This is a genomic window from Streptomyces sp. RK62 (genome assembly GCF_018070255.1).
Lineage (GTDB): Bacteria > Actinomycetota > Actinomycetes > Streptomycetales > Streptomycetaceae > Streptomyces > Streptomyces nigra.
This window is the reverse complement of the sequence record NZ_JAGPYD010000020.1, coordinates 74,933-99,043: the sequence shown is the minus strand read 5'-3', so window position 1 is coordinate 99,043 and position 24,111 is coordinate 74,933. Positions and strand designations below refer to the sequence as shown.

Genomic DNA, 24,111 nt, shown 5'->3' with positions numbered 1-24,111 from the left:
TGCCCGAAGCGCACGCGAATCGTTGGTCGAATGGGTTGGCCAGAGCTTGCCCACTGCCTACCATCGATCACCGCAAGACTTTGTGCACCGACGCACAAGCGCCCCTCGGGAGGTCTCCTTGCACCGCCGCCGTCGTACCGCGCTCCTGCTCTCCGCCGTGCTCGCCGCGGCACCCCTGCTCACCGCGTGCGGAAGCGACGCGCATCCGGGCGCGGCCGCCGTCGTCGGAGACCAGCGGATCACCGTCGCCCAGCTGGAGAACCGGGTGAGCGAGGTACGCGACGCCCAGCGCGCCGCCGTCCCCGACGAGGCCGCCTACGCCCAGGTCATCGCCAAGTCCGGCACCCTCCCGCGCGACGTGCTGCACACCATGGTCCTCGACCGGGTGCTGCACCGGGCCGCCCTCGACCACGGCGTGAGCGTGACCCGCAAGGAGGTCCAGGAGATGCGGGAGGGCCTGGAGAAGCAGGTCGGCGGCGCGAAGGCGCTCGAGACGTCCTGGCTCCAGCAGTACGGCGTCCCGCCGCAGCGCCTCGACGACAACCTCCGCCTCCAGCTGGAGGCCCAGAAGCTCGCCACCGCGCTCGGCACCGACACCGGCAAGCCCGCCTTCTGGGACGCGCTGGCCGCGGCCTCCAAGAAGCTCGACATCGACCTCAACCCCCGCTACGGCACCTGGGACACCCGCCAGAGCGCCCGCACCGACGCCAAGGCCCCCTGGCTGCGCGAGGTCACCGCGCCGCAGCAGCCCGCGTAGCCGGCCGGACCGGGGACGGCCGAAGAGCCGCACCCGGGACGTGGGTTACGTTCGGAGCGTGAACGCAACCAGTCCCGAAGCCGCCCCCGGCCGTATCGTCCTGCTCACCACCAGCCACCGCGTCGCGCCCGGCCTGCTGTCCTGGCCCGCCTGGCAGGCACTGCGCACGGCCGACCGGGTGCTGTGCGCGGACGGCGCGCACCCGCAGCTGCCGTATCTGCGCGAGGCCGGGATCACCGTCGACGAGGCCGCCCCGACCGCCGAACAGCTGGTCGAGGCGTGCTCCGGCGGCCGGACCGCCGTCGTCGTGGCCACCGGCGAGGGCGAGCCCGCGCTCACCGACGGCCTCGCCCGTCTCGCCGGGACCGGCAGGGTCCGGATGCCCGAGCTGGAGTTGCTGCCCGCCTCCTACGACCTGCCCGGTGCCCGCCTCCTCGACCTGGTCCAGGTCATGGACCGCATCCGCGCCGAGTGCCCCTGGTCCTCCCGGCAGACCCACGAGGGCCTGGCCAAGTACGGCATCGAGGAGGCGTACGAACTGGTTGAGGCGATCGAGGACGGCGACCGCGACGAGCTGCGCGAGGAACTGGGCGACGTCCTGCTCCAGGTCGTCTTCCACGCCCGGATCGCCGAGGAGCACCCCGACGCCCCGTTCTCCATCGACGACGTGGCCGGCGGCATCGTCGCCAAGCTGATCCACCGCCACCCCCATGTCTTCGGCGACGCGACCGCGACGACCCCCGAGGAGGTCCGCGAGCACTGGCTGCGGACGAAGGCGGAGGAGAAGCGGCGGGAGTCGGTCACCGACGGCATCCCGCTCGGCCAGCCCGGCCTCGCCCTCGCGGCGAAGCTGGCGTCCCGCGTCCACACGGCCGGACTCGACGTCCCGCTGCCCGCCGGGGAGGGGGTCGGCTACGACCTGCTCGCGACGGCGGTGCGGGCGGCGGAGGCCGGCGTCGACCCGGAGGCCGCCCTGCGGGTCGCCGCCCGGGCCTACCGGGACGCGGTCCGGGCAGCGGAGGGCGTGTCGGCGTAGGCCGGTACGGCCTATACGGTCGAGGCGTGACCGACCAGCCCCGATGCCCCGCCTCCGCTCCCGAGCTGTTCACCTGGGAGTTCGCCACCGACCCGTACCCGGCGTACGCCTGGCTGCGGGAGCACGCGCCCGTGCACCGGACCCGGCTGCCCAGCGGCGTGGAGGCCTGGCTGGTCACGCGGTACGCCGACGCCAAGCAGACGCTCGCCGACAACCGGCTCTCCAAGAACCCGGCCCACCACGCCGAACCGGCCCACGCCAAGGGCCGCACCGGCATCCCCGGTGAGCGCAAGGCCGAGCTGATGACGCATCTGCTGAACATCGACCCGCCGGACCACACCCGGCTGCGGCGCCTGGTCAGCAAGGCGTTCACACCGCGCCGCGTCGCCGCGTTCGCGCCCCGGGTGCAGGAGCTGACCGACCGCCTCATCGACGGGTTCGCCGGGAAGGGGGAGGCCGACCTCATCCACGAGTTCGCCTTCCCGCTGCCCATCCACGCCATCTGCGACCTGCTCGGCGTCCCCCGCGAGGACCAGGACGACTTCCGGGACTGGGCGGGCATGATGATCCGGCACCAGGGCGGCCCGCGGGGCGGCGTCGCCCGGTCCGTGAAGAAGATGCGCGGCTATCTGGCCGACCTCATCCACCGCAAGCGCGAAGCGCTGCCCGACACCCCGGCCCCGGACGAGGACCTCATCTCCGGTCTCATCCGGGCCTCCGACCACGGCGAGCACCTCACCGAGAACGAGGCCGCCGCCATGGCCTTCATCCTGCTGTTCGCCGGTTTCGAGACCACCGTCAACCTCATCGGGAACGGCACCTACGCCCTGCTCACCCACCCCGGGCAGCGCGCCCGCCTCCAGGACTCCCTGACCGCCGGCGACACCGCCCTGCTGGAGACCGGCGTCGAGGAACTCCTGCGCTACGACGGCCCGGTGGAGCTGGCCACCTGGCGGTTCGCCACCGAGCCGCTGACCATCGGCGGGCAGCACATCGCCGCCGGTGATCCGGTCCTGGTCGTCCTGGCCGCCGCCGACCGGGACCCGGAGCGGTTCGCCGACCCCGACGTCCTCGACCTTTCCCGCCGGGACAACCAGCACCTGGGCTACGGCCACGGCATCCACTACTGCCTCGGCGCCCCGCTGGCCCGGCTGGAGGGACAGACGGCCCTCGCCACCCTCCTCACCCGGCTCCCAGACCTCCGACTGGCCGCCGATCCCGCCGAGTTGAGGTGGCGGGGCGGTCTCATCATGCGGGGGCTGCGCACCCTGCCCGTGGAGTTCACCCCGGTCGGAGTCAAGAGTTCCGCTCCGCAAACATGACATGCGCTCATGTCTGTGATCTTCACGTGATCTGCGCGGCATTAACTTGTGACAAGTGATCGTCTGCCTATACGTTCACCCATCAACGAAGGGACGCGGATTCCGCATCCCTTGGTCACCGCTGTCTCGCGAAAGGTCCCCGCATGCTCTCCGGGAACGGTCGTCACCGTCGCCCCCGCCAGGCTCCGGCTCTTCTCGTCGCGGCCGGAGTGACCGGCTCCGCCATCGCCATCCCGCTCCTCGGCGCCTCGGGCGCGAGCGCGGCGGACGGGAACGTGTGGGACAAGGTCGCCGAGTGCGAGAGCGGTGGCTCCTGGAGCGCGGACACGGGCAACGGGCACTACGGCGGGCTCCAGTTGACCCAGGCGGACTGGGAGGCCTTCGGCGGTCTCGACTACGCCGCGAGCCCGGATCTGGCGAGCCGCTCGCAGCAGATCGCCGTGGCGCAGAAGGTCCTCGCCGAGCGCGGGACGGCCCCCTGGGGCACCTGCGCGGTGCTCAACGGGCTCAGCAAGAAGTCGGGTGCCATCGACCTCGACACCGGTGTCTCCGGGGACTCCCCGAGCGAGGTGTCCGGGTCGTCCGGCTTGCTCGATTCCTCTGATTCCTCCGACTCGTCCGATTCTTCCGGTTCTTCGGACGGTTCGGGCTCCTCCGGCGGTGCGTCGAGCACCCCGAGCGGCTCGTCGTCCGCGTCGCCGGAGAGCTCCGCCCCGTCCTCACCCGAGGCGGAGAAGTCCGGAAAGCCCGAGAAGGCCGAGAAGTCCGGCGCCACCGCCACCGCCTCCCCGGACAGCTCCCCGGTGGAGAGCCCCGAGATCACGAACCAGGACAACTCCGGGCAGAGTGCCGGATCCTGGAGCCTCGTCGACACCGCCGCGATCGAGGACGTACCGGCCGGTTCCGGGCGGCACCGCGGCGCCAGTGCCGAGGAGACCAAGTCCGCGGACGGCGACTCCGCCTCCTCCGGCCGCCACGCCTCCTACCGGGTCCGCGCGGGTGACACGCTCGCCTCCATCGCCGACTCCCTTGACGTCGACGGCGGATGGCGCGCGCTGTACGAGGCGAACAAGGCGGCCATCGGCGCCGACGCCGACAACATCGCTCCCGGTCAGACGCTGGACGTCCCCACCGAATAAGGGCCGAACAGGGCCAAATGAAGCGGCAGTTCATGCCCCGCTTTCATGGTGAATGTCCGTTTTAGATGGACTGAGAGATAGATCTCAGAAGCCTTGATCGTCTTTGAAAATCCCCGAGCGGCGTGTCTACGGTCGTGACCGCTCGCCTCCAGTGCGAGCCCCGACAGCCGTCACGCCGAATCCTGCCGGCGGCCGTCCGGGAACAGTCGTCGCGTCATGCGCCGTAGGCAGGAGCGGGGGACCCAAGGTAAGCGCCGGGTCCGGAAGTCGAGGCCCTCCGGGGACTCACGGCCGGAACCGGCTTGGGGTGAAGTCGCGCACCACGCACCAGTGGTGGGCGACCGGGCAACTCAACCGGCCCGAACCCGACAGCTCACCTCGTAGGCGTCGGTGAGGGGATCTCTCCATGCTGTTCTCCAGCAAGGGCAAGCACCGTCGTCCGTCCAAGGCCGCCCGCGCCATCGCCGTCGTCGGCGTCACCGGCGCCGCCGCCGTCGCCGGCCCGCTGATGGCCGCCGGCAGCGCCTCGGCCGCCACCGCCTCCGAGTGGGACACCGTCGCCCAGTGCGAGTCCGGCGGCAACTGGTCGATCAACACCGGCAACGGCTACTACGGCGGTCTGCAGTTCTCCGCCTCGACCTGGGCGGCCTACGGCGGCACGCAGTACGCCTCCACCGCCGACCAGGCCACCAAGGCCCAGCAGATCGCGATAGCCGAGAAGGTCCTCGCGAGCCAGGGCAAGGGCGCCTGGCCGCACTGCGGCACCGGCCTGTCGAGCGCGGCCTACAACGGCTCCGCCGCCACCGGTGGCGAGCAGAGCACCCGCTCCACCGAGGAGAAGCCGGCCTCCCGCTCCGCGGACCGTCCGGCCGCCGAGAAGAGCACCAAGACCGTCACCACCCCGACCGGCAAGAAGGTCAAGAAGGGCGACGGCGAGTACAAGGTCGCCAAGGGCGACACCCTCAGCACCATCGCCGCCGACCACGACGTCAAGGGCGGCTGGGAGAAGCTCTTCGAGCTGAACAAGGACATCGTCCAGGACGCCGACCTGATCTACCCGGGTCAGCAGCTCCACCTGAAGTAGGACCCCCACAGGCTCCCCGCCCCGGCGCGTGTTCCCCCGTGCGCGCCGGGGCGGGGTTCTGTGTAGATGTACGCGCCCGCTTTTTGTTCCGTTCGGAAACAATTCGCTCTCGGTTCCGTCCACAGGGCGGTCGACCGCTGGCCGAACCTCCGGAGCCGGTTAGGCTCGTCTCGCAGCACCCACGCGGGCTGCGTAAAGGCTTCACATCCACGAAGGAGATGCTCGTGCCGTCCATCGACGTCGTCGTAGCCCGGGAAATCCTGGACTCCCGAGGCAATCCCACGGTCGAGGTCGAGGTCGGCCTCGACGACGGCAGCACCGGTCGTGCCGCCGTCCCGTCCGGCGCCTCCACCGGCGCCTTCGAGGCCATCGAGCTGCGCGACGGTGACACCAACCGTTACCTCGGCAAGGGCGTCGAGAAGGCCGTCCTCGCCGTCATCGAGCAGATCGGCCCGGAGCTCGTCGGCTACGACGCCACCGAGCAGCGCCTGATCGACCAGGCCATGTTCGACCTGGACGCCACCGACAACAAGGGCTCCCTCGGCGCCAACGCCATCCTCGGCGTCTCGCTCGCCGTCGCCCACGCCGCCTCCGAGGCCAGCGACCTGCCGCTCTTCCGCTACCTGGGCGGCCCCAACGCGCACCTGCTCCCGGTGCCGATGATGAACATCCTGAACGGCGGCTCGCACGCCGACTCCAACGTGGACATCCAGGAGTTCATGATCGCCCCGATCGGCGCGGAGTCCTTCTCCGAGGCCCTGCGCTGGGGCGCCGAGGTCTACCACACCCTCAAGAAGGTCCTGAAGAACAAGGGCCTGGCCACCGGCCTCGGCGACGAGGGCGGCTTCGCCCCGAACCTCGGCTCCAACCGCGACGCCCTCGACCTCATCCTCGAGGCGATCAAGGAAGCCGGCTACACCCCCGGCGAGCAGATCGCCCTGGCCCTGGACGTGGCCGCCTCCGAGTTCTACAAGGACGGCGTCTACACCTTCGAGGGCAAGGAGCGCTCGGCGGCCGAGATGACCGAGTACTACGCGGAGCTCGTCGACGCGTACCCGCTCGTGTCCATCGAGGACCCGCTGTTCGAGGACGACTGGGACGGCTGGAAGACCATCACCGACAAGCTCGGCGACAAGGTCCAGCTCGTCGGCGACGACCTGTTCGTCACCAACCCGGAGCGCCTCGCCCGCGGCATCGAGGAGGGCGCCGCCAACGCCCTGCTGGTGAAGGTGAACCAGATCGGTTCGCTCACCGAGACCCTGGACGCCGTCGAGCTGGCCCAGCGCAACGGCTTCAAGTGCATGATGTCCCACCGCTCCGGCGAGACCGAGGACGTCACCATCGCCGACCTGGCCGTCGCCACCAACTGCGGCCAGATCAAGACCGGCGCCCCGGCCCGCTCCGAGCGCGTCGCCAAGTACAACCAGCTGCTGCGCATCGAGGAGATCCTCGACGACGCCGCCGTCTACGCCGGCCGCAGCGCGTTCCCCCGCTTCAAGGGCTGAGGCACGCGCCTGTAGGAAGCGTCGTACGTACGTCCCCGTACTCGGTCCCGTACCGTGTGCGGGGACGTACGCGCGTTGAGACGGGAGGCGGGACATGGCCGTGAAGGACCGGGACCGGTTCTCCACCGCGACCAGGATCCGGTTGCTCGGGGAGCAGACGGCGGCCCGTGTCTACCGTTCCCAGACCAAGCGGCAGGCCCGGCGCTCCCGGCTCACCAGCCGCGCCGCGCTGCTCGCGCTGGTCGTCTGCACCCTCGTCGTGGCGATGGCGTATCCGATAAGGCAGTACGTCTCCCAGCGCGCCGAGATCGCCGACCTCCAGCGGGAGAAGGCGGCGACCGCCCGGCGCGTCGAGGAACTGCGCGACCTCAAGGCCCGCTGGCAGGACGACGCCTACGCCGAGCAGCAGATCCGGCTGCGGCTGCACTATGTGATGCCCGGCGAGACCGGCTACGTCGTCGTCGACCCGGACGCGGCCAGGCAGTCCCGGACCGACCTGGGCGCGGCCCACCGCCCCTGGTACACGAACCTCTGGGAGGGCGTCGACAAGGCCGACGCCGCCCGCAGCGAACAGAGACGATAGAAAGACAGGCATGGAAACGCCCCCGCCGCCCACCCCGCGCACCGAGCCCACCGACGCCGACGTCGAGGCCTTCAAGCAGCAGCTCGGCCGCCCCCCGCGCGGGCTGCGCGCGATCGCCCACCGGTGCCCCTGCGGCCAGCCGGACGTGGTCGAGACGGCCCCCCGCCTGCCCGACGGCACGCCCTTCCCGACGCTGTACTACCTGACGTGCCCGAAGGCGTCGTCGGCGATCGGCACGCTCGAGGCCAACGGCGTGATGAAGGAGATGACGGCGCGGCTGGAGAGCGACCCCGAGCTGGCGGCCGCGTACCGCGCGGCGCACGAGGACTACATCCGGCGCCGGGACGAGATCGAGGAGCTGAAGGGCTTCCCCAGCGCGGGCGGCATGCCCGACCGCGTGAAGTGCCTGCATGTGCTGGTCGCGCACTCGCTGGCCGCCGGACCCGGCGTCAACCCGCTGGGCGACGAGGCGCTGGCGATGCTGCCGGAGTGGTGGCGCAAGGGCGCGTGCGTGACGCTGCCCGCCAAGGAGGAGGACCGATGACCCGGGTCGCGGCCGTCGACTGCGGCACCAACTCCATCCGGCTCCTCGTGGCCGACGTGCACCCGGACTCCGGTGAACTCGTAGAGCTGGACCGGCGGATGACGATCGTGCGGCTCGGCCAGGGCGTCGACCGCACGGGCCGGCTGGCGCCCGAGGCGCTGGAGCGCACCTTCGCCGCCTGCCGCGCGTACGCCTCCGTCATCGAGGAGCACGGCGCCGAGCGGGTCCGCTTCGTCGCCACCTCCGCGTCCCGGGACGCCGAGAACCGCGACGACTTCGTCCGCGGTGTCGTGGACATCCTGGGCGTCGAGCCCGAGGTCGTCACCGGCGACCAGGAGGCCGAGTTCTCCTTCACCGGCGCCACGCGCGAACTGACCGGGCGGGCCGACCTGAAGCGGCCGTACCTCGTCGTGGACATCGGCGGCGGCTCGACCGAGTTCGTCGTCGGCGAGGAGCATGTGCGCGCCGCGCGCTCCGTGGACGTGGGCTGCGTGCGGATGACGGAGCGTCACCTGGTCCGGGACGGCGTGGTCTCCGACCCGCCCTCCGCCGCGCAGATCGCGGCCATACGGGCCGATATCGAGGCGGCCCTGGACCTCGCCGAGGAGACGGTGCCGCTGCGCGAGGCGAGGACGCTGGTCGGGCTGGCCGGCTCGGTGACCACGGTGTCGGCGATCGCCCAGGACCTGCCGGAGTACGACTCGGCCCGTATCCACCACTCCCGGGTCACCCTGGACCGGGTCCGCGAGATCACCGAGTGGCTGCTGCGCTCCACGCACGCGGAGCGGGCGGCCGTGCCCTCCATGCACCCGGGCCGGGTCGACGTCATCGGGGCGGGCGCCCTGGTCCTCCTGGCGATCATGGAGCGCGTCGGCGCCGACGAGGTCGTGGTCAGCGAGCACGACATCCTGGACGGCATCGCCTGGTCGCTGGTGCGCTGAGGCGTCGCCGCTTTTCCTTGGCGTTGAGTTGGGTTCCGAGGGCGTCGGCGGCCAGAGGTGCCGGCGCCCGTCGGACTGCCGGGGCGGATACCCGTACCGGTGAACGACGCTGGTCAAACCGCCTCCGCTGAGCGCCGGACGGCACGGTTGAGCGGGGTATCGGGCGCCCTGAAGTCCCACCCGGGGACCCTCTTCGAGAAAGTTCGTGAAGTTCTTCACAAGGATTTCCGTCAAGTCCGGGGGTGAAGAGGGGCCGGTTGGCCCTTCCGAGGGGTGAACAGGCCCTTGAACATGTTCAGATAAACGGTGTAAGCAGGGTGTCGACAGGTCGTTCCGGGTGGTGTTTCGGACCCCTCACGGGAGGCTCCCAGGGGTAGAGAGGCAGCTCACGCGGCATTGACAACGGGGCACAGTGGACCCGGGTTCCCTCTCGCGGGCATGACCTGCGTCACGCGGGCCGGGGAGTGTAGCACAGCCCCTGCAAGAGCTTGTGAAGGGGCGCACGAGCGACCCCCCTGAGGCGGGTGGATACTCGATGGCATGAGCACCACGGAGCGTCCCAGGATCCTCGTAGTAGGCGGTGGGTACGTAGGCCTGTACGCAGCTCGGCGCATTCTCAAGAAGATGCGCTACGGCGAGGCGACCGTCACGGTCGTCGACCCCCGGTCGTACATGACCTACCAGCCCTTCCTCCCCGAAACCGCCGCCGGCAGCATCTCCCCGCGCCACGTCGTCGTCCCGCTGCGACGCGTGTTGCCGAAGGCGGAGGTCCTCACCGGCCGGGTCACCACCATCGACCAGGACCGCAAGGTCGCCACGATCGCCCCCCTCGTGGGCGAGGCGTACGAGCTGCCGTTCGACTACCTGGTCATCGCGATGGGCGCGGTCTCCCGCACCTTCCCGATCCCCGGCCTCGCCGAGCAGGGCATCGGCATGAAGGGCATCGAGGAGGCCATCGGCCTGCGCAACCACGTCCTCGAGCAGCTGGACAAGGCCGACTCCACCACCGACGAGGAGATCCGCCGCAAGGCGCTCACCTTCGTGTTCGTCGGCGGCGGCTTCGCCGGTGCCGAGACCATCGGTGAGGTCGAGGACATGGCCCGCGACGCGGCCAAGTACTACTCCAGCGTCAAGCGCGAGGACATGCGGTTCATCCTCGTCGACGCCGCCGACAAGATCCTCCCCGAGGTCGGCCCCAAGCTCGGCCAGTACGGCAAGGAGCACCTGGAGGCCCGCGGGGTCGAGGTCTACCTCTCCACCTCCATGGACTCCTGCGTCGACGGCCACGTCGTGCTGAAGAACGGGTTGGAGGTCGACTCCAACACCATCGTGTGGACGGCCGGCGTCAAGCCCAACCCGGCGCTCTCCCGCTTCGGTCTGCCCCTCGGCCCGCGCGGCCACGTCGACTGCGAGCCGACCCTCCAGGTCGTCGGCACCGACTACATCTGGGCCGCCGGCGACAACGCCCAGGTCCCGGACCTCGTCGGCCGCAAGGCCGGCAACCCCAACGCCTGGTGCCCGCCGAACGCCCAGCACGCGCTGCGCCAGGCCAAGGTCCTCGGCGACAACGTGATCTCCGGTATGCGGGGCTTCCCGCAGAAGGAGTACAGCCACGCCAACAAGGGCGCGGTCGCGGGCCTCGGCCTGCACAAGGGCGTGGCGATGATCGTCATGGGCAAGATGAAGATCAAGCTCAAGGGACGTCTCGCCTGGTACATGCACCGTGGCTACCACGGCATGGCGATGCCGACGTTCAACCGCAAGATCCGCGTCTTCGCCGACTGGACCCTCGGCATGTTCCTCAAGCGCGAGGTCGTCTCCCTCGGCGCCCTGGAGACTCCGCGCGAGGAGTTCTACGAGGCCGCCAAGCCCGCTCCGGTGCCCGCCGCGAGCGCCGCCGACAAGGGCGAGAAGGCCAAGGCCTCCTGACCCTCCCGGTCGTCCACCGACCCCCGGGCCGACCGAAGGACCTCCCGCCATCCGTGGTGCGGGAGGTCCTTCGGCGTTTGCGGACTCCGTAGCGGTTGTTTGCCCAGCCGTGACGCGCGTGGGGGACTGCGCACGCCCCCCTCAGGTGTTTACGTGGTGTTGGACATTCCGGGATTCGGAGGTGTGCGCCATGGCTGACGCCGCGCTGCGGCTGCAGGTCCTTCTGGAACAACTGCTGGGAACGCCCCTCCCGGTGCGCATCCGCGCCTGGGACGGCTCCCGGTCCGGGCCGCCGGGAGCCCCGGCGCTCGTCGTCCGCAACCGCCGCGCCGTGCGCCGTCTGCTCTACCGGCCCGGCGAACTCGGCCTGGCCCGCGCCTGGGTGGCGGGGGACCTGGACATCGAGGGCGACCTCTACACGGCCCTCGACCTGCTCGCCGGACTGGTCTGGGAGCGCGGCGAGGACGCCCGGGGCACGCTGGAGATCCTGCGTGATCCCGAGGCGCGCGCCGCGGTCGCGGGACTGGTGCGGCTCGGCGGTCTGCCGCTGCCGCCCGCGCCCCCGCCGGAGGAGGTGCGCCGGCCCCGGCACCGCCACACCAAGCACACCGACCGGCGCGCCATCAGCCACCACTACGACGTGGGCAACGACTTCTACGAACTCGTCCTCGGCCCGTCCATGGTCTACTCCTGCGCCTACTGGCAGGCCCCGCCCCCCGAGGGCACCCTCGAGGACGCCCAGCGCGACAAGCTCGACCTGGTCTGCCGCAAGCTGGGGCTGAGAGCCGGGATGCGGCTCCTCGACGTCGGCTGCGGCTGGGGCTCGATGGCCCTCCACGCCGCCCGCGAGTACGGCGTGGAGGTCGTCGGCATCACCCTCTCCCAGGAGCAGGCGGCGTACGCCCGCAAGCGGGTCGCCGACGAGGGGCTGACCGACAAGGTGGAGATCCGCGTCCAGGACTACCGGGACGTCTCCGACGGCCCCTACGACGCCATCTCCTCCATCGGCATGGCCGAACACGTCGGCGCCGAGCGGTACCTGGAGTACGCGGACGTCCTGTTCCGGCTCCTCAAGCCCGGTGGACGGCTGCTCAACCACCAGATCGGCCGCCGCCCGCAGCGCGACGAATCCTCGTACCAGGTCGACGAGTTCATCGACGCCTACGTCTTCCCCGACGGGGAGCTCCAGCCGATCGGCGTGACCGTCGCGCAGCTGGAGCGCGCCGGGTTCGAGGTGCGGGACGTGGAGGCGCTGCGGGAGCACTACGCCCTGACGCTGCGCCGCTGGGTCGCCAACCTGGAGGAACGGTGGGACCGGGCGGTGAAGCTGACCGGGCCGGGGCGCGCCCGGGTCTGGCGGCTCTACATGGCCGCCTCGGCGCTGGCGTTCGAGCGCAACCGCATCGGCGTCAACCAGGTGCTGGCGGTACGCACCCCCGACTCCGGCGAGTCCGGGATGCCGCTGCGCGCCCGCGTCTGGGGCGGCTGAACCGCACACGGCAGACGGAAGGGCCGGGCTCCCCGTGACGGGGGCCCGGCCCTTGCGGTGCCGCTGGTGCCGTACGGCTACTCGGCCTTGATCGCGTTCAGCATGTTCAGGCGGGCCGCGTTGCGGGCCGGCCACATCGCGGCCAGGACGCCGACCAGACCGGCCAGGACGAGGAAGACGCCGATCCGGTCCCAGGGCAGGACCAGGGCGTACCCCGGCACCTGGTCCGCGAAGGTCTCGCCGATCGCCCAGCCGAGGAACGCGCCGAGACCGATGCCGACGACCGCGCCGAACACCGAGATGACGACGGCCTCCAGACGCACCATCCGCTTCACCCGGCGCCGGTCGAGACCGATCGCGCGGAGCATGCCGATCTCCTGCTGCCGCTCGAACACCGACATCGCCAGGGTGTTGACCACACCCAGCACCGCGATGATCAGAGCCATCGCCAGCAGGCCGTACATGACGTTCAGCAGGGTGTTGATGGCGCCGCCGAACTCGTCGCGGATGTCCTGCCGGTCCATGACCGTGATCGCGGGGTTGTCGCCGAGCGCGTCGATGAGGACCTGCTCGTTGGCGCCGGTCTGGCCGCCGTCCATCTTCACGAAGATCTCCCGGATGTACGGCCGGGTCTCGTGCGGGCCGACGACGTCCGTGGAGACGACGACGGGGGAGAGGAACTCGCTGTCCTTGAAGACGGCGCCGACCTTCAGGGTCTGCTTCTTCTCGTCGCCGAAGGTGACGGGGACGCTGTCGCCGGGCTTCCAGCCCTTGCCGCGGGCCGTCTTCTCGGCGACGGCGAGCTGCCCGTCGCCGAGGGTGCCGAGGTCACCGCTGACCAGGTCCATCCGCAGGACCTTCTCGATGTCGCCCGGCGTGACCGCCGAGACGGAGACGAAGTCGTCGTCACCGGCCTGGAAGTAGACGCTCTGCTGCGGCGAGACCGCCGAGACGCCCTTGGCCTTCTTGAGCGCGGTCAGCGCGGACCGGTCGAGGTCGCCGCCGTTCGCCATCGAGACCATGTAGTCGGCCTTGATGTTGTCCGTGGTCATCTTGTCGATGGCGGTGCCGACCGTGATGCCGAGCACCGACAGGCCGGTGACCAGCGTCAGCCCGATCGCCAGCGCCGAGGCGGTGGCGCCGGTGCGGCGCGGGTTGCGGACCGCGTTCTGCCCGGCCAGCTTGCCGGCCACGCCGAACGGGCCGGCGAGCAGCGGACGGACGAGGGCGATCACGGGCCGCGACAGCAGCGGGATCAGGACGATCACACCGATCAGCGCGAGGAACGCGCCCGCCCCGATGAGCATCCGGCCGTCGTCGCCGCCGGAGGAGGCGCCCGCGACGATGCCGGCGGCACCGACGGAGGTGATGGCCGCGCCCAGCGAGTTGCGCAGCACCAGCGACTTGGTGGTGGCCACCGCGTGGACGCTGTTCATGGCGGCCACCGGCGGGATCTTCGCGGCCCGGCGGCCGGGCAGCCAGGCGGCGAGCATCGTGATCAGCACGCCCACGCCGAGCGCGGAGAGCACCGGGGTGGCGGTCACGACCAGCGGGCCGTCCGGCATCTTCATCTCGAACGCGGCCATGCCGGAGCGCAGCCCGACCGCGAGCCCGATGCCGAGGACGAACCCGACGACCGAGGCGACCAGGCCCACCAGCGCGGCCTCCGCCAGCACCGAGCGGGTGATCTGCCGGCGGGACGCGCCGACCGCCCGCATCAGGGCGATCTCCTTGGTGCGCTGGGCGACCAGCATCGTGAAGGTGTTGGAGATCAGGAAGATCCCGACGAACAGCGCGATGCCCGCGAAGCCCAGCAGCACCTGCTTCAGGTTGCTCATGCCGCGCTCGATGTCGTCGGCCTGCTCGTCCGCGAGGGCCTGGCCGGTACGGGCCTCGGCGTGCTCCGGCAGCAGCGGCTTCACCGCGGCGAGGATCTTCGCGTCGGACGCGCCGGGCGCGGCGGTGACCGTGACGCTCTCGAAGTAACCGGGCTTGAGGTACTGCTTCTGGGCGACGGCGGTGTCGAACAGGACCAGGCTGCCGCCGGCGTTCACGGCGCCGTCCTCGGTGGTGAACACCCCGCTGAGGGTGTACTCCTTCACCGGGCCGTTGGTCGCGACGCGCACCCGGTCGCCGACCTCGTACTCGCCCTTGGCCGCGGACTCCTCGTCCAGGGCGATCTGGTCGTCCTTCACCGGGCCGGAGCCCTCGGTGAAGGTGTACGCGGCGTCCTTGCCGTCCTTGCCGGGCGAGAAGTTGGAGCCCTTGTTCGACCAGCCGACGCCGATCAGCTTCCCGTCGGGGTCGGCGACCCCGGCGAAGCCCTCGACCCGGCCGTGGGCGGCGGCGACACCGTCCACGGCGGCGATCCCGTCGAGCGTCTTCCGGGACAGTCCGGGTTCCTGCTCGGGGTCGTCCGTGGAGGCGTAGGAGGTGACGGCGACGGCGACGTCGTCGTAGCTCTTCGCCGACTGGTTGCGGAAGGCGTTGGAGAGCGTGTCGGCGAAGACCAGGGTGCCGGAGACGAAGGCCACGCCGAGCATCACGGCGAGGACGGTCATCAGCAGGCGGGCCTTGTGCGCCAGTACGTTGCGCAGGGCGGTGCGGAACATCAGGAGGTGCGGCCCTTCGCGTCGAACTGCTTCATGAAGTCCAGCACGTTGTCCGCGGTGGGCTTGTACATTTCGTCGACGATCCGGCCGTCGGCGAGGAACACCACGCGGTCCGCGTAGGAGGCGGCGACCGGGTCGTGGGTCACCATGACGACCGTCTGCCCCATCTCCCGCACCGAGTTGCGCAGGAAGCCGAGCACCTCGGCGCCGGAGCGCGAGTCCAGGTTGCCGGTCGGCTCGTCACCGAAGATGATCTCCGGCTGGGAGGCGAGGGCGCGGGCCACGGCCACCCGCTGCTGCTGGCCGCCGGAGAGCTGGGCGGGGCGGTGCTTGAGCCGGTCGGCGAGGCCGACCATGCCGATCACCTTGTCCAGCCACTGCTTGTCCGGCTTGCGGCCCGCGATGTCCATCGGGAGCGTGATGTTCTCCAGCGCCGTGAGCGTCGGCAGCAGGTTGAACGCCTGGAAGATGAAGCCGATCTTGTCCCGGCGCAGCTGGGTGAGCTGCTTGTCCTTCAGGGAGCCCAGCTCGGTGTCGCCGATGCGCACCGATCCGGAGGAGAAGGTGTCCAGGCCCGCCACGCAGTGCATCAGCGTCGACTTGCCGGAACCGGACGGGCCCATGATCGCGGTGAACTCGGCCTGCCGGAACTCGACGGAGACCCGGTCGAGGGCGACCACCTGGGTCTCGCCCTGTCCGTAGATCTTCGACAGATCCGTGGCACGTGCGGCCACGGCGGTGGCGCGGCCGGCGATGGATGCGGTGGTCACGAGAAGGACGCTCCTGAGGGGGTGACGGGTGTTCGAAGGACACGTCCATCGTCCCGGCCGTCCGGGGCCGTGTAGTCCATCGCTGTTCCGGTTCCGGGGGCAGACTGCGGATGGACCGGAGGCCGTCGCGTCATACCTGAGGATGACGGGGCGCCCCGAGGAGCGGGTCGCGCGAGAACAGGTGGGGCGTCCTTGTTCGGACGGTGAAATTCCGTCATTCCGCATACGGCGCCGGCGCCCGCACGCAAGGCTATTGGCAAGTGCGGATGGCCCGTTCCACGGGCTGATGCTCCCTCAGACGCCAATAAAATAAGACAACATCGGTCCGCCCGGGCCCTGTTGGTCAGGCGTCTCCCGATAGGCTCGGGACTTCGATGCGGAGCCCATGGCCTGCCCAGATGGTGGAATGCAGACACGGCGAGCTTAAACCTCGCTGCCCCTTCGCGGGCGTGCCGGTTCAAGTCCGGCTCTGGGCACTTCCGATCTTCCTCGTCCCCACCCCTCGCTCTCCGTGGGCGCACCCCGAGCCGTGCCCCGCCCCGCGCCGACGCCGGGCGCAGGGTGAAGCGGACGCCACCTCGCGAACGCTCCGGACGGGTGTCCGGCAAGCGGGTGATCTCCGTCCGATCCCGGGCACGTGTCAGTCTGGTCATGAACGCTCACGGTCATGGCCGGGAATCACCCGGACGCGTAGCGTGTTGGCCAGCACGAAGAGGGAAAGATCCTCCCCAAGTATTAGGGTCAATCCTTTGCCAACCTATTACTCTTGAGCCAAGGCCGCGCACGGCGGCCATGGAGGAGTGAAATGAGGAGCAGCAACCCGGTCTTCTCGCGACGGGGGTTCAGCCGCGACAACGGCTACGCGGGCTTCAACGCCGCGCCGCAGGCCGGGGGCGCCGCTGTCGGCACGCAGGGCAACCCCTACGCCCAGCCGCAGGCCGGCAACCCGTACGCGCAGAACCCTTACGCCCAGCAGGACCTTCAGTACGGGGCGCCGCAGGCCCCGGCCACCGCCGACCGCATGACGATGGACGACGTCCTCATGCGCACCGGCACCACGCTCGGCGTGCTGATCGTCACGGCGGCCCTCGCCTGGGCGACGCTGCCCGTCGACGACGCGAACATCAGCCGTTCCTACGGCATCGCCATCGGCGCCGGCCTCATCGGCATGGTGCTGGGGCTCGTCCAGTCCTTCAAGCGCAAGGCCTCGCCCGCGCTGATCCTGGCGTACGCCGCGTTCGAGGGTGTCTTCCTCGGCGTCGTCTCCAGCGTCGTGGACAACCGCATCGCGAGCGGTGCGGCCATGCAGGCGGTGCTCGGCACCATGGCGGTCTTCGCCGCGGTCCTGGTGGCCTACAAGGCCGGCTGGATCCGGGTGAACCGGCGCTTCGTCGGCTTCGTGATGGCGGCCGCCCTCGGCTTCATCGCGCTGATGGCGATCAACCTGCTGTTCGCGGTGTTCGGCGGCGGTGACGGCCTCGGCTTCCGCAGCGGCCCGCTCGGCATCCTCTTCGGCGTCATCGGCATCCTGCTCGGCGCCTGCTTCCTCGCCCTGGACTTCAAGCAGGTCGAGGACGGCATCGCCTACGGCGCGCCGCGCGAGGAGTCCTGGCTGGCGGCCTTCGGTCTGACGCTGACGCTGGTCTGGATCTACATGGAGTTCCTGCGGATCATCGCGATCCTCAACAGCAACGACTAGCGGTAACAGCAACGACCAGCCGTCTTCGCGTGCGTACAAGTGCCCGGGCCTACGGCCTCAGAGCAGGTTGCGCGCGGCCCTCCTCAGGTCGTACTCGTGGATGATCGCTTTCGCGTGGCCGTACGCGAGGTTGTGCTCATGGCGGAGCCAGCTGACCTTCTCCTCGAAGTTGAAGAGGGCCGGGCCCTCCTCGACGGCGCGGAGCCAGTCGGACACTTCACGACCGGTGCAATGGGGGATACGGGCGAGCAGGTTGCGATGGGTCTCCTCGGAGAAGACTTGGGACATCGGCGCCTCCGAACGCAGGGGATACAAGCCGGTCCTTCAGGTCACCGTGCCTGAGCGTCCGCGTGTTGGCAACAGTCCCGTCGCGCCGCGTAGGTTGGGGGCGTGGTTGATACGACGCCCCTCACCCGTGCCGTGGATCACTTCGCCGATCGTCTGAGGGCCGCTCCGCAGAGCCGGCTGCAGCGGGGGGCGGCGAGCGAGGCCCTCGGCCTGGCCCGGGAGCTGTCCCGGCGGGCCCAGCTGCTGGAGGAACCCGGCGCCGAGCCCCGGGAGATGCCGGACGCCGGCATGTTCGCCGCGGCCGACCAGATCACCGTCGCCGTGCACGACCTGGAGGTCGTCCTGACGTCCGACGCCGAGGTCGAGGACGCGGTACGGCTGGTGGAGGAGGCGCAGAAGCGCGCGGGCGTCTGAGACGCGCCCTACAGGGACGCGATGACCCGGTCGGCCAGGATGTAGACGTTCTCGTCACCGCAGGCGAACGTCAGCGTGTACGCCCCGGAGACGCCCGAGCCGCCCAGCAGGACCGGGGTCTCGCCGGCGCGCAGGGCCGCCGCCAGCCGTTCGGCCGTCTCACGGTGACCCGGGGTCATACAGAGCGTGGTGCCGTCGGCGAAGACATAGACGTCCAGCGTGCCCAGCGGGCCGGGGCGGACGTCCGTCAGCTCGATGGCCGAGGCGGCCAGGTCCTCCAGGGTGGCCACGGTGCGCTCGTGGTCGTTGACGACCGGGGACTGCACCGGGACGAAGTCCGGGTGGGAGGGGTGCCGGCGGCGGGCGGCGGCCAGCTCGGGCGACTCGGTCGGGGTGCCCGGCTGGACGAGGTCCTTGGCGGAGAACTCCTCGGCGTCCGCGGCGGGCTCGGCGACCGGCTCCAGATGGTCGAGACCCGCGAGGTCGGCCTGCCGGGGCAGGAACAGCTCGCTGTCGGCCAGACCCAGCAGCGTCGGACCGTCGGAGCCGTCACGGGCCTCCTGCGCCGCCCAGAAGGCGCGCGCCTCGGCCAGCTCCCGCTCCCGCTCCTCGGCGAGGGCCTCGGCGACCGCGGCGCGTATCTCGTCGGCGTCGGCGGCGAGCCGGGCCTGCGGAATGCGGCCCGCGGCACGCGCGGCATTGCCCTGGGCGAGCTCGGCGTGCAGGGCGGCGACCTGTCGACGCAGCACCATGAGGGTGCGCAGGACGGCGACGCCCACGGCGCCGGTGGCGGCCGTGATGAGCAGCAGGGCGATCGGCATGGCGCTCACTGACGTACTCCCGGTTCAAAGTCGACCCCCGACTTCCTACATCAGCTTGAAGGGCGGACCATCCAGCTGTCAGTGCGTAACGTCACGAACCGGACAGGTCTTTGGGTCGGGGGTCAGGTGGTGCAACGGCTCTGAGCTGCGAGAATCCCTCAACCGAGGGAGATAGGTCACATCCTGAGGGAGATTGGATCACAAATCGGCCCAGAACCAAGGGGTTTCCCGGGTTCTGGGCCGACGGCTCACAGTGGGTCGTGAGGCGACTACGCAGGGGTCGTCGGCGGGGTCAGCTGAGGCGCTCGATGACCATGGCCATGCCCTGGCCACCGCCCACGCACATCGTCTCCAGACCGAACTGCTTGTCGTGGAACTGCAGGGAGTTGATCAGCGTGCCGGTGATGCGCGCGCCGGTCATGCCGAAGGGGTGGCCGACCGCGATGGCGCCGCCGTTGACGTTCAGCTTCTCCAGCGGGATGCCCAGGTCGCGGTAGGAGGGGATCACCTGCGCGGCGAACGCCTCGTTGATCTCGACCAGGTCGATGTCGTCGATGGTCAGGCCGGCGCGGCGCAGCGCCTGCTGGGACGCCTCGACCGGGCCGAGGCCCATGATCTCGGGGGACAGGCCCGAGACGCCGGTGGAGACGATGCGGGCGAGCGGGGTCAGGCCCAGCTCGCGGGCCTTGGTGTCGCTCATGATGACGAGCGCGGCGGCGCCGTCGTTCAGCGGGCAGCAGTTGGCGGCGGTGACCATGCCGTCGGGGCGGAAGACGGGCTTGAGGCCCTGCACGCCCTCCAGGGTGACGCCGGCGCGCGGGCCGTCGTCCTTGCTGACGACGGTGCCGTCGGGGAGGGTCACCGGGGTGATCTCGCGCTCCCAGAAGCCGTTCTTGATGGCTTCCTCGGCGAGGTTCTGCGAGCGGACGCCGAACTCGTCCATGTCCTGACGGGTGACGCCCTTCCAGCGGGCGAGGTTCTCGGCGGTCTGGCCCATCGCGATGTAGGCGTCCGGCACGAGGCCGTCCTCGCGCGGGTCGTGCCAGGTGGTGCCCTCCTGCTGGGCGACCTCGGCGGTGCGGGCCTCGGCCTCGGCGAAGAACGGGTTGTGCGTGTCCGGCAGGGAGTCGGAGTTGCCCTTGGTGAAGCGGGAGACCATCTCGACACCGGCCGAGATGAAGACGTCGCCCTCGCCGGCCTTGATGGCGTGCAGCGCCATGCGCGAGGTCTGCAGCGACGAGGAACAGTAACGGGTGATCGTGCAGCCGGGGAGGTGGTCCATCCCCATCTGGACGGCGACGATCCGGCCGAGGTTGTTGCCCTGCTCGCCGCCGGGCAGACCGCAGCCGAGCATCAGGTCGTCGATGTCACGCGGGTCCAGCTCGGGCACCTTGGCGAGGGCGGCCTGGATGATCGTGGCGGTGAGGTCGTCGGGACGGAGGTCCTTCAGGGAGCCCTTGAAGGCGCGGCCGATGGGGGAGCGGGCGGTCGAGACGATGACGGCTTCGGGCATCACGGCTCCAGTCGAAGGGCGCGGCGCGCGGCGCCTCGTTTGCGGGGGCGTCGGCGGAGGGTGCGCGTACCGGTGGGTCGGGCAGGGCTGTGAGGGAAGTTACCCGTCCGTACGCAGAGGGTCACGGGTGTCGGGGTGTGACCCTGACCGCAATTTTCTAAGCGCTTGCTTGGCTCGCGGGGCCGCTGCGTGGTTTCACGGCCCCGCCTGGCTCACGGAGCCTCGTGCACACCGGCCGGGCCGGCCGGCGAGGGCTCCGCCGTTTCCAGCCTGCGCCTGCGCCGGCGCTTGAGCAGTGCCCAGGGCCCCTTCGGTCCGGTCGGCATCGCCGCCGTGACCTCCGTGCCCGCCTCCGACGCGGCCTCGGCGGCGGCGCGGGCGACCGGCAGGAAGCCCTCGCGGCGGGTGGCGTCCGGGCGCTCCTCCTCGGCCGGCCACAGGCCGAGCGCCGCGCACACCGTCGGCAGGACCGCCATCGCCGCCGTGGCGTACCCCTCCGCCGAGGGGTGGTAGTGGTCCGGGCCGAACAGCTCGCGCGGGTTCGCCTCGAACTCGGGGCCCAGCAGATCGCCCAGCGACACCGTGCGCCCGCCCTGTTCGACCACGCCGATGGTCTGCGCGGCCGCCAGCTGACGTGAGGCCCGCCGGGCCAGCCACCGCAGCGGCTGCTGCACCGGCTCGATCGTGCCCAGGTCGGGACAGGTGCCCACGACGACCTCCGCGCCGGCCGTGCGCAGCCGCCGTACCGCCGCGGAGAGATGCCGGACCGAACGCGTCGGCGGCATCCGGTGGGTGACGTCGTTGGCGCCGACCATGATCACGCAGATGTCCGGCGGCGCGGACGGGTCGGCGAGCAGCAGGGCCACCTGCCGGTCGAGATCGTCCGAGCAGGCCCCCGGCAGCGCCACGTTGCGCAGCACCACCGGGCGCTCCGCCACCGCGGCCAGCCCCGACGCCAGCAGCGCCCCCGGTGTCTGTCCCGCCCGGTGCACCCCCTGCCCGGCGGCCGTCGAGTCGCCCAGGAGCGTCAGGCGCAGCGCGGTCTCACCCGGGGTGTCGTACAGGCGGCCGTACCGGCCGTCGGCGCTCGGGACGTGGTTGTTCGTGCCGTTGCCCACATGGCGCCTGGCCATCCGCACCTCGGCGAGCAGCAGACCGACCGTCGCCGCCCCCGCCAGACCGATGCCGCCCCCGCCGTACGCGGCGCCCGCCGCGATCCGTCGGGCCACCCGTGCCCTGGACATGCTCGTCATGCGTCGCCGCCACCTCCTCGTAGCCGTACATCAACTGCTTGCCCCGCACGGACGGTGGCCCAATCCCCACGGGGCGTGAACGACCTTCACGGGTCTCGTGCAGGCCATAGGCTGGCGGAACCACTACGACCGCATCTTTTGCAGCTACCGGAGACAACGGTGCATTTCCACGACTCGATGATCAGCCTCGTCGGCAACACCCCGCTGGTGAGGCTCAACCACGTGACCAAGGGCATCCAGGCCACCGTCCTGGCCAAGGTCGAGTACTTCAACCCGGGCGGCTCCGTGAAGGACCGCATCGCCCTGCGCATGATCGAGGCGGCGGAGCAGAGCGGCGAGCTGAAGCCCGGGGGCACCATCGTCGAGCCGACCAGCGGCAACACCGGCGTCGGGCTGGCCATCGTGGCCCAGCAGAAGGGGTACAAGTGCATCTTCGTGTGCCCCGACAAGGTGAGCACCGACAAGATCAATGTGCTGCGCGCGTACGGCGCCGAGGTCGTCGTCTGCCCCACCGCGGTCGACCCCGAGCACCCCGACTCGTACTACAACGTCTCCGACCGGCTGGTGCGCGAGACGCCGGGCGCCTGGAAGCCGGACCAGTACTCCAACCCCAACAACCCGCTCTCGCACTACCACTCGACCGGCCCCGAGCTGTGGGAGCAGACCGAGGGGCAGATCACCCACTTCGTGGCGGGCGTCGGCACCGGCGGCACCATCTCCGGCACCGGCCGCTATCTGAAGGACGTCAGCGACGGCAAGGTCAAGGTCATCGGCGCGGACCCGGAAGGCTCGGTGTACTCCGGCGGCTCCGGACGGCCGTACCTGGTCGAGGGCGTCGGTGAGGACTTCTGGCCGAGCGCCTACGACCGCACGGTCGCCGACGAGATCGTGCCGGTGTCCGACAAGGACTCCTTCCAGATGACCCGCCGCCTCGCCAAGGAGGAGGGGCTGCTCGTCGGCGGCTCCTGCGGCATGGCGGTCGTCGGCGCGCTGCGGGTCGCCGAGCGGCTCGGTCCGGACGACGTCGTGGTGGTGCTCCTGCCGGACAGCGGCCGCGGCTATCTGTCGAAGATCTTCAACGACGAGTGGATGGCCGACTACGGCTTCCTGGAGGACGAGGGCCCCAACGCCCGCGTCGCCGACGTCCTCAACGACAAGGAGCACGGCGCCATCCCGTCCCTCGTCCACATGCACCCCGACGAGACGGTCGGCGAGGCCATCGAGGTGCTGCGCGAGTACGGCGTCTCGCAGATGCCGATCGTGAAGCCGGGCGCCGGTCACCCGGACGTCATGGCCGCCGAGGTCGTGGGCTCCGTCGTGGAACGCGAACTGCTGGACGCGCTGTTCACCAAGCGGGCCTCGCTGGAGGACCCGCTGGAGAAGCACATGTCGGCCCCGCTGCCCCAGGTCGGCTCCGGCGAGCCGGTCGGCGACCTGATGTCGGTGCTGGGCGCGGCGGACGCCGCGATCGTGCTCGTCGAGGGCAAGCCGACCGGAGTGATCAGCCGTCAGGACCTGCTGGCCTTCCTGGCCAAGGGCGGGAAGTAGCGGCGGATCCACGGCGAACGGGCCGGGCCGGCGGCGAACCTTCGGTCACCGGCGGCCCCGGCCGTCGCCGAAGTGGTACGAGGGTGTCACGTCCACGCAGCACACGCTTAACACGCGTCCGGCACATTGATGGGTGTCGGCAAGCGGGCGGGAGCGGCTCCCCGCCCGAGCCGGCACCGAACGTCCAAGGACCTCCGGAGCGGCTCCCGGACCTCCAAGGACGCTGGACGCGGCCAGGCCCTGACCCGGTCGACGTCCCTCGCGGGGACCGCCGTCGTCCCGCCCCCCGGCAACGGGGGTGCGGCGGTCCCCGCGCAATCCCTCTCAGTCCTCCCAGGCGTCGTCGCCCTTGCCGGACTTCCCGCGTCCGCCCCGGAACAGCCCCGGGTGGGTGCGTGCGACCTGCACGACGTTCACGCCGACGATCCCGGCCCAGGCCACCAGCAGCCCCGGCAGATGGGCGACACCGCCGCCGATGGCGGACAGCGGGATCGCCAGCACCAGGGAGACCAGGCCGAAGCCGAAGCGCTCGCCCCAGGTGTCCGTCGCCCTCGGCGACCGGGCGTCCCGGGCCGCCGCCATCTGCTGCTCGGCCAGATGCCGGCGCAGCCGGCGCTCGACCGCGCCGTCGATGCGCTGGTCGACCTTCTCCAGGAACGAGTCGACCAGCGCGGACTCGTACTCCTCACCCAGCTCCCTGCGGGCCTGCAGCGTGGCGTCGAGTTCCTTCTTGAGCTCGGGGCCCTGCGCGTCCATTGCCGTCATACGCCCACGGTAGGGAGCGGCGGGGGCCGTACGCACTGGGGACAACCCCCGTTTCCCGGCGGGGGCAGCCCCGCCCGCCGCCCGGGCGCACGAGCCGGG

General features: G+C 70.9%; 21 protein-coding genes, 1 tRNA gene and 1 riboswitch. Of the genes, 15 read left to right on the top strand and 7 right to left on the bottom strand.

Going from position 1 to position 24,111, the window contains the following annotated elements:
* Positions 1-118: 118 nt before the first annotated feature.
* From KBY32_RS31545 to KBY32_RS31495, 11 genes are all read left to right on the top strand, one after another.
* A complete protein-coding gene (locus KBY32_RS31545) occupies positions 119-757 on the top strand; it encodes a SurA N-terminal domain-containing protein (protein WP_055624201.1) in 639 nt (212 codons plus the stop codon).
* 58 nt (positions 758-815) lie between these two features.
* Positions 816-1,793 (top strand): nucleoside triphosphate pyrophosphohydrolase, encoded by a 978-nt coding sequence (locus KBY32_RS31540; RefSeq protein WP_055624202.1) that lies wholly within the window; start codon positions 816-818, stop codon positions 1,791-1,793.
* Between the two features lie 26 nt (positions 1,794-1,819).
* Positions 1,820-3,115, top strand: coding sequence for a cytochrome P450 (locus KBY32_RS31535; protein ID WP_210982480.1), 1,296 nt, complete (start codon positions 1,820-1,822; stop codon positions 3,113-3,115).
* A gap of 143 nt (positions 3,116-3,258) precedes the next feature.
* Entirely contained in the window at positions 3,259-4,254 is a 996-nt protein-coding gene (locus KBY32_RS31530; RefSeq protein ID WP_210982479.1) for a transglycosylase family protein, read from the top strand.
* A 209-nt stretch (positions 4,255-4,463) separates the two neighbouring features.
* Positions 4,464-4,656: riboswitch (cyclic di-AMP (ydaO/yuaA leader) on the top strand.
* Positions 4,657-4,660: 4 nt separating this feature from the next.
* Positions 4,661-5,338, top strand: coding sequence for a transglycosylase family protein (locus KBY32_RS31525; RefSeq protein WP_210982478.1), 678 nt, complete (start codon positions 4,661-4,663; stop codon positions 5,336-5,338).
* A gap of 224 nt (positions 5,339-5,562) precedes the next feature.
* Positions 5,563-6,843 carry a phosphopyruvate hydratase gene (gene eno, locus KBY32_RS31520; RefSeq protein WP_107096845.1) on the top strand — a complete coding sequence of 427 codons (1,281 nt, stop codon included), beginning with the start codon at positions 5,563-5,565 and terminating at the stop codon, positions 6,841-6,843.
* Positions 6,844-6,937: 94 nt separating this feature from the next.
* Positions 6,938-7,426: a septum formation initiator family protein gene (locus tag KBY32_RS31515; protein WP_055624207.1), complete on the top strand. Its 489-nt coding sequence runs from the start codon at positions 6,938-6,940 to the stop codon at positions 7,424-7,426.
* A 10-nt stretch (positions 7,427-7,436) separates the two neighbouring features.
* Positions 7,437-7,970: a DUF501 domain-containing protein gene (locus KBY32_RS31510; protein ID WP_055624208.1), complete on the top strand. Its 534-nt coding sequence runs from the start codon at positions 7,437-7,439 to the stop codon at positions 7,968-7,970.
* Positions 7,967-8,911: a Ppx/GppA phosphatase family protein gene (locus KBY32_RS31505; protein WP_210982477.1), complete on the top strand. Its 945-nt coding sequence runs from the start codon at positions 7,967-7,969 to the stop codon at positions 8,909-8,911. Before KBY32_RS31510 ends, KBY32_RS31505 begins: the two co-directional genes overlap by 4 nt.
* Before the next feature lie 540 nt (positions 8,912-9,451).
* Positions 9,452-10,840: an NAD(P)/FAD-dependent oxidoreductase gene (locus KBY32_RS31500; protein ID WP_115508360.1), complete on the top strand. Its 1,389-nt coding sequence runs from the start codon at positions 9,452-9,454 to the stop codon at positions 10,838-10,840.
* 190 nt (positions 10,841-11,030) lie between these two features.
* Positions 11,031-12,329, top strand: a complete 1,299-nt coding sequence (locus KBY32_RS31495) for a cyclopropane-fatty-acyl-phospholipid synthase family protein (protein WP_210982476.1) — start codon at positions 11,031-11,033, stop codon at positions 12,327-12,329.
* Positions 12,330-12,406: 77 nt separating this feature from the next.
* On the opposite strand, the gene KBY32_RS31490 is transcribed toward KBY32_RS31495, so the two are convergent.
* On the bottom strand, positions 12,407-14,941 hold the full coding sequence (locus KBY32_RS31490; RefSeq protein WP_210982475.1) for an ABC transporter permease: 2,535 nt from the start codon (positions 14,939-14,941) through the stop codon (positions 12,407-12,409).
* Positions 14,941-15,711, bottom strand: a complete 771-nt coding sequence (locus KBY32_RS31485) for an ABC transporter ATP-binding protein (protein WP_055624213.1) — start codon at positions 15,709-15,711, stop codon at positions 14,941-14,943. The genes KBY32_RS31490 and KBY32_RS31485 overlap by 1 nt, the downstream gene beginning before the upstream one ends.
* Positions 15,712-16,103: 392 nt before the next feature.
* On the opposite strand from KBY32_RS31485, the gene KBY32_RS31480 reads away from it, so the two are divergent.
* Positions 16,104-16,187, top strand: a tRNA-Leu gene (locus KBY32_RS31480).
* A gap of 329 nt (positions 16,188-16,516) precedes the next feature.
* Positions 16,517-17,410, top strand: coding sequence for a Bax inhibitor-1/YccA family protein (locus KBY32_RS31475; protein ID WP_115508363.1), 894 nt, complete (start codon positions 16,517-16,519; stop codon positions 17,408-17,410).
* A 57-nt stretch (positions 17,411-17,467) separates the two neighbouring features.
* On the opposite strand, the gene KBY32_RS31470 is transcribed toward KBY32_RS31475, so the two are convergent.
* A complete protein-coding gene (locus tag KBY32_RS31470) occupies positions 17,468-17,698 on the bottom strand; it encodes a DUF4287 domain-containing protein (RefSeq protein WP_055624215.1) in 231 nt (76 codons plus the stop codon).
* Between the two features lie 102 nt (positions 17,699-17,800).
* Between KBY32_RS31470 and KBY32_RS31465 the strand changes: the two genes are divergently transcribed.
* On the top strand, positions 17,801-18,112 hold the full coding sequence (locus tag KBY32_RS31465) for a hypothetical protein (protein WP_079033824.1): 312 nt from the start codon (positions 17,801-17,803) through the stop codon (positions 18,110-18,112).
* A gap of 8 nt (positions 18,113-18,120) precedes the next feature.
* Here KBY32_RS31465 and KBY32_RS31460 read toward each other — a convergent pair whose 3' ends face one another.
* The 3 genes from KBY32_RS31460 to KBY32_RS31450 form a co-directional block, all read right to left on the bottom strand.
* The gene (locus KBY32_RS31460) at positions 18,121-18,942 is read right to left on the bottom strand and encodes a hypothetical protein (RefSeq protein ID WP_055624217.1); all 822 of its coding nucleotides are present in this window, start codon (positions 18,940-18,942) and stop codon (positions 18,121-18,123) included.
* A 283-nt stretch (positions 18,943-19,225) separates the two neighbouring features.
* Positions 19,226-20,446, bottom strand: a complete 1,221-nt coding sequence (locus KBY32_RS31455) for an acetyl-CoA C-acetyltransferase (RefSeq protein WP_055624218.1) — start codon at positions 20,444-20,446, stop codon at positions 19,226-19,228.
* Between the two features lie 212 nt (positions 20,447-20,658).
* The gene (locus KBY32_RS31450; RefSeq protein WP_210982474.1) at positions 20,659-21,699 is read right to left on the bottom strand and encodes an SGNH/GDSL hydrolase family protein; all 1,041 of its coding nucleotides are present in this window, start codon (positions 21,697-21,699) and stop codon (positions 20,659-20,661) included.
* 159 nt (positions 21,700-21,858) lie between these two features.
* Here KBY32_RS31450 and KBY32_RS31445 point away from each other — a divergent pair, with 159 nt between their 5' ends.
* A complete protein-coding gene (locus KBY32_RS31445; RefSeq protein WP_210982473.1) occupies positions 21,859-23,247 on the top strand; it encodes a cystathionine beta-synthase in 1,389 nt (462 codons plus the stop codon).
* A 324-nt stretch (positions 23,248-23,571) separates the two neighbouring features.
* On the opposite strand, the gene KBY32_RS31440 is transcribed toward KBY32_RS31445, so the two are convergent.
* Positions 23,572-24,003 carry a hypothetical protein gene (locus KBY32_RS31440; protein ID WP_055624221.1) on the bottom strand — a complete coding sequence of 144 codons (432 nt, stop codon included), beginning with the start codon at positions 24,001-24,003 and terminating at the stop codon, positions 23,572-23,574.
* Positions 24,004-24,111 lie beyond the last annotated feature (108 nt).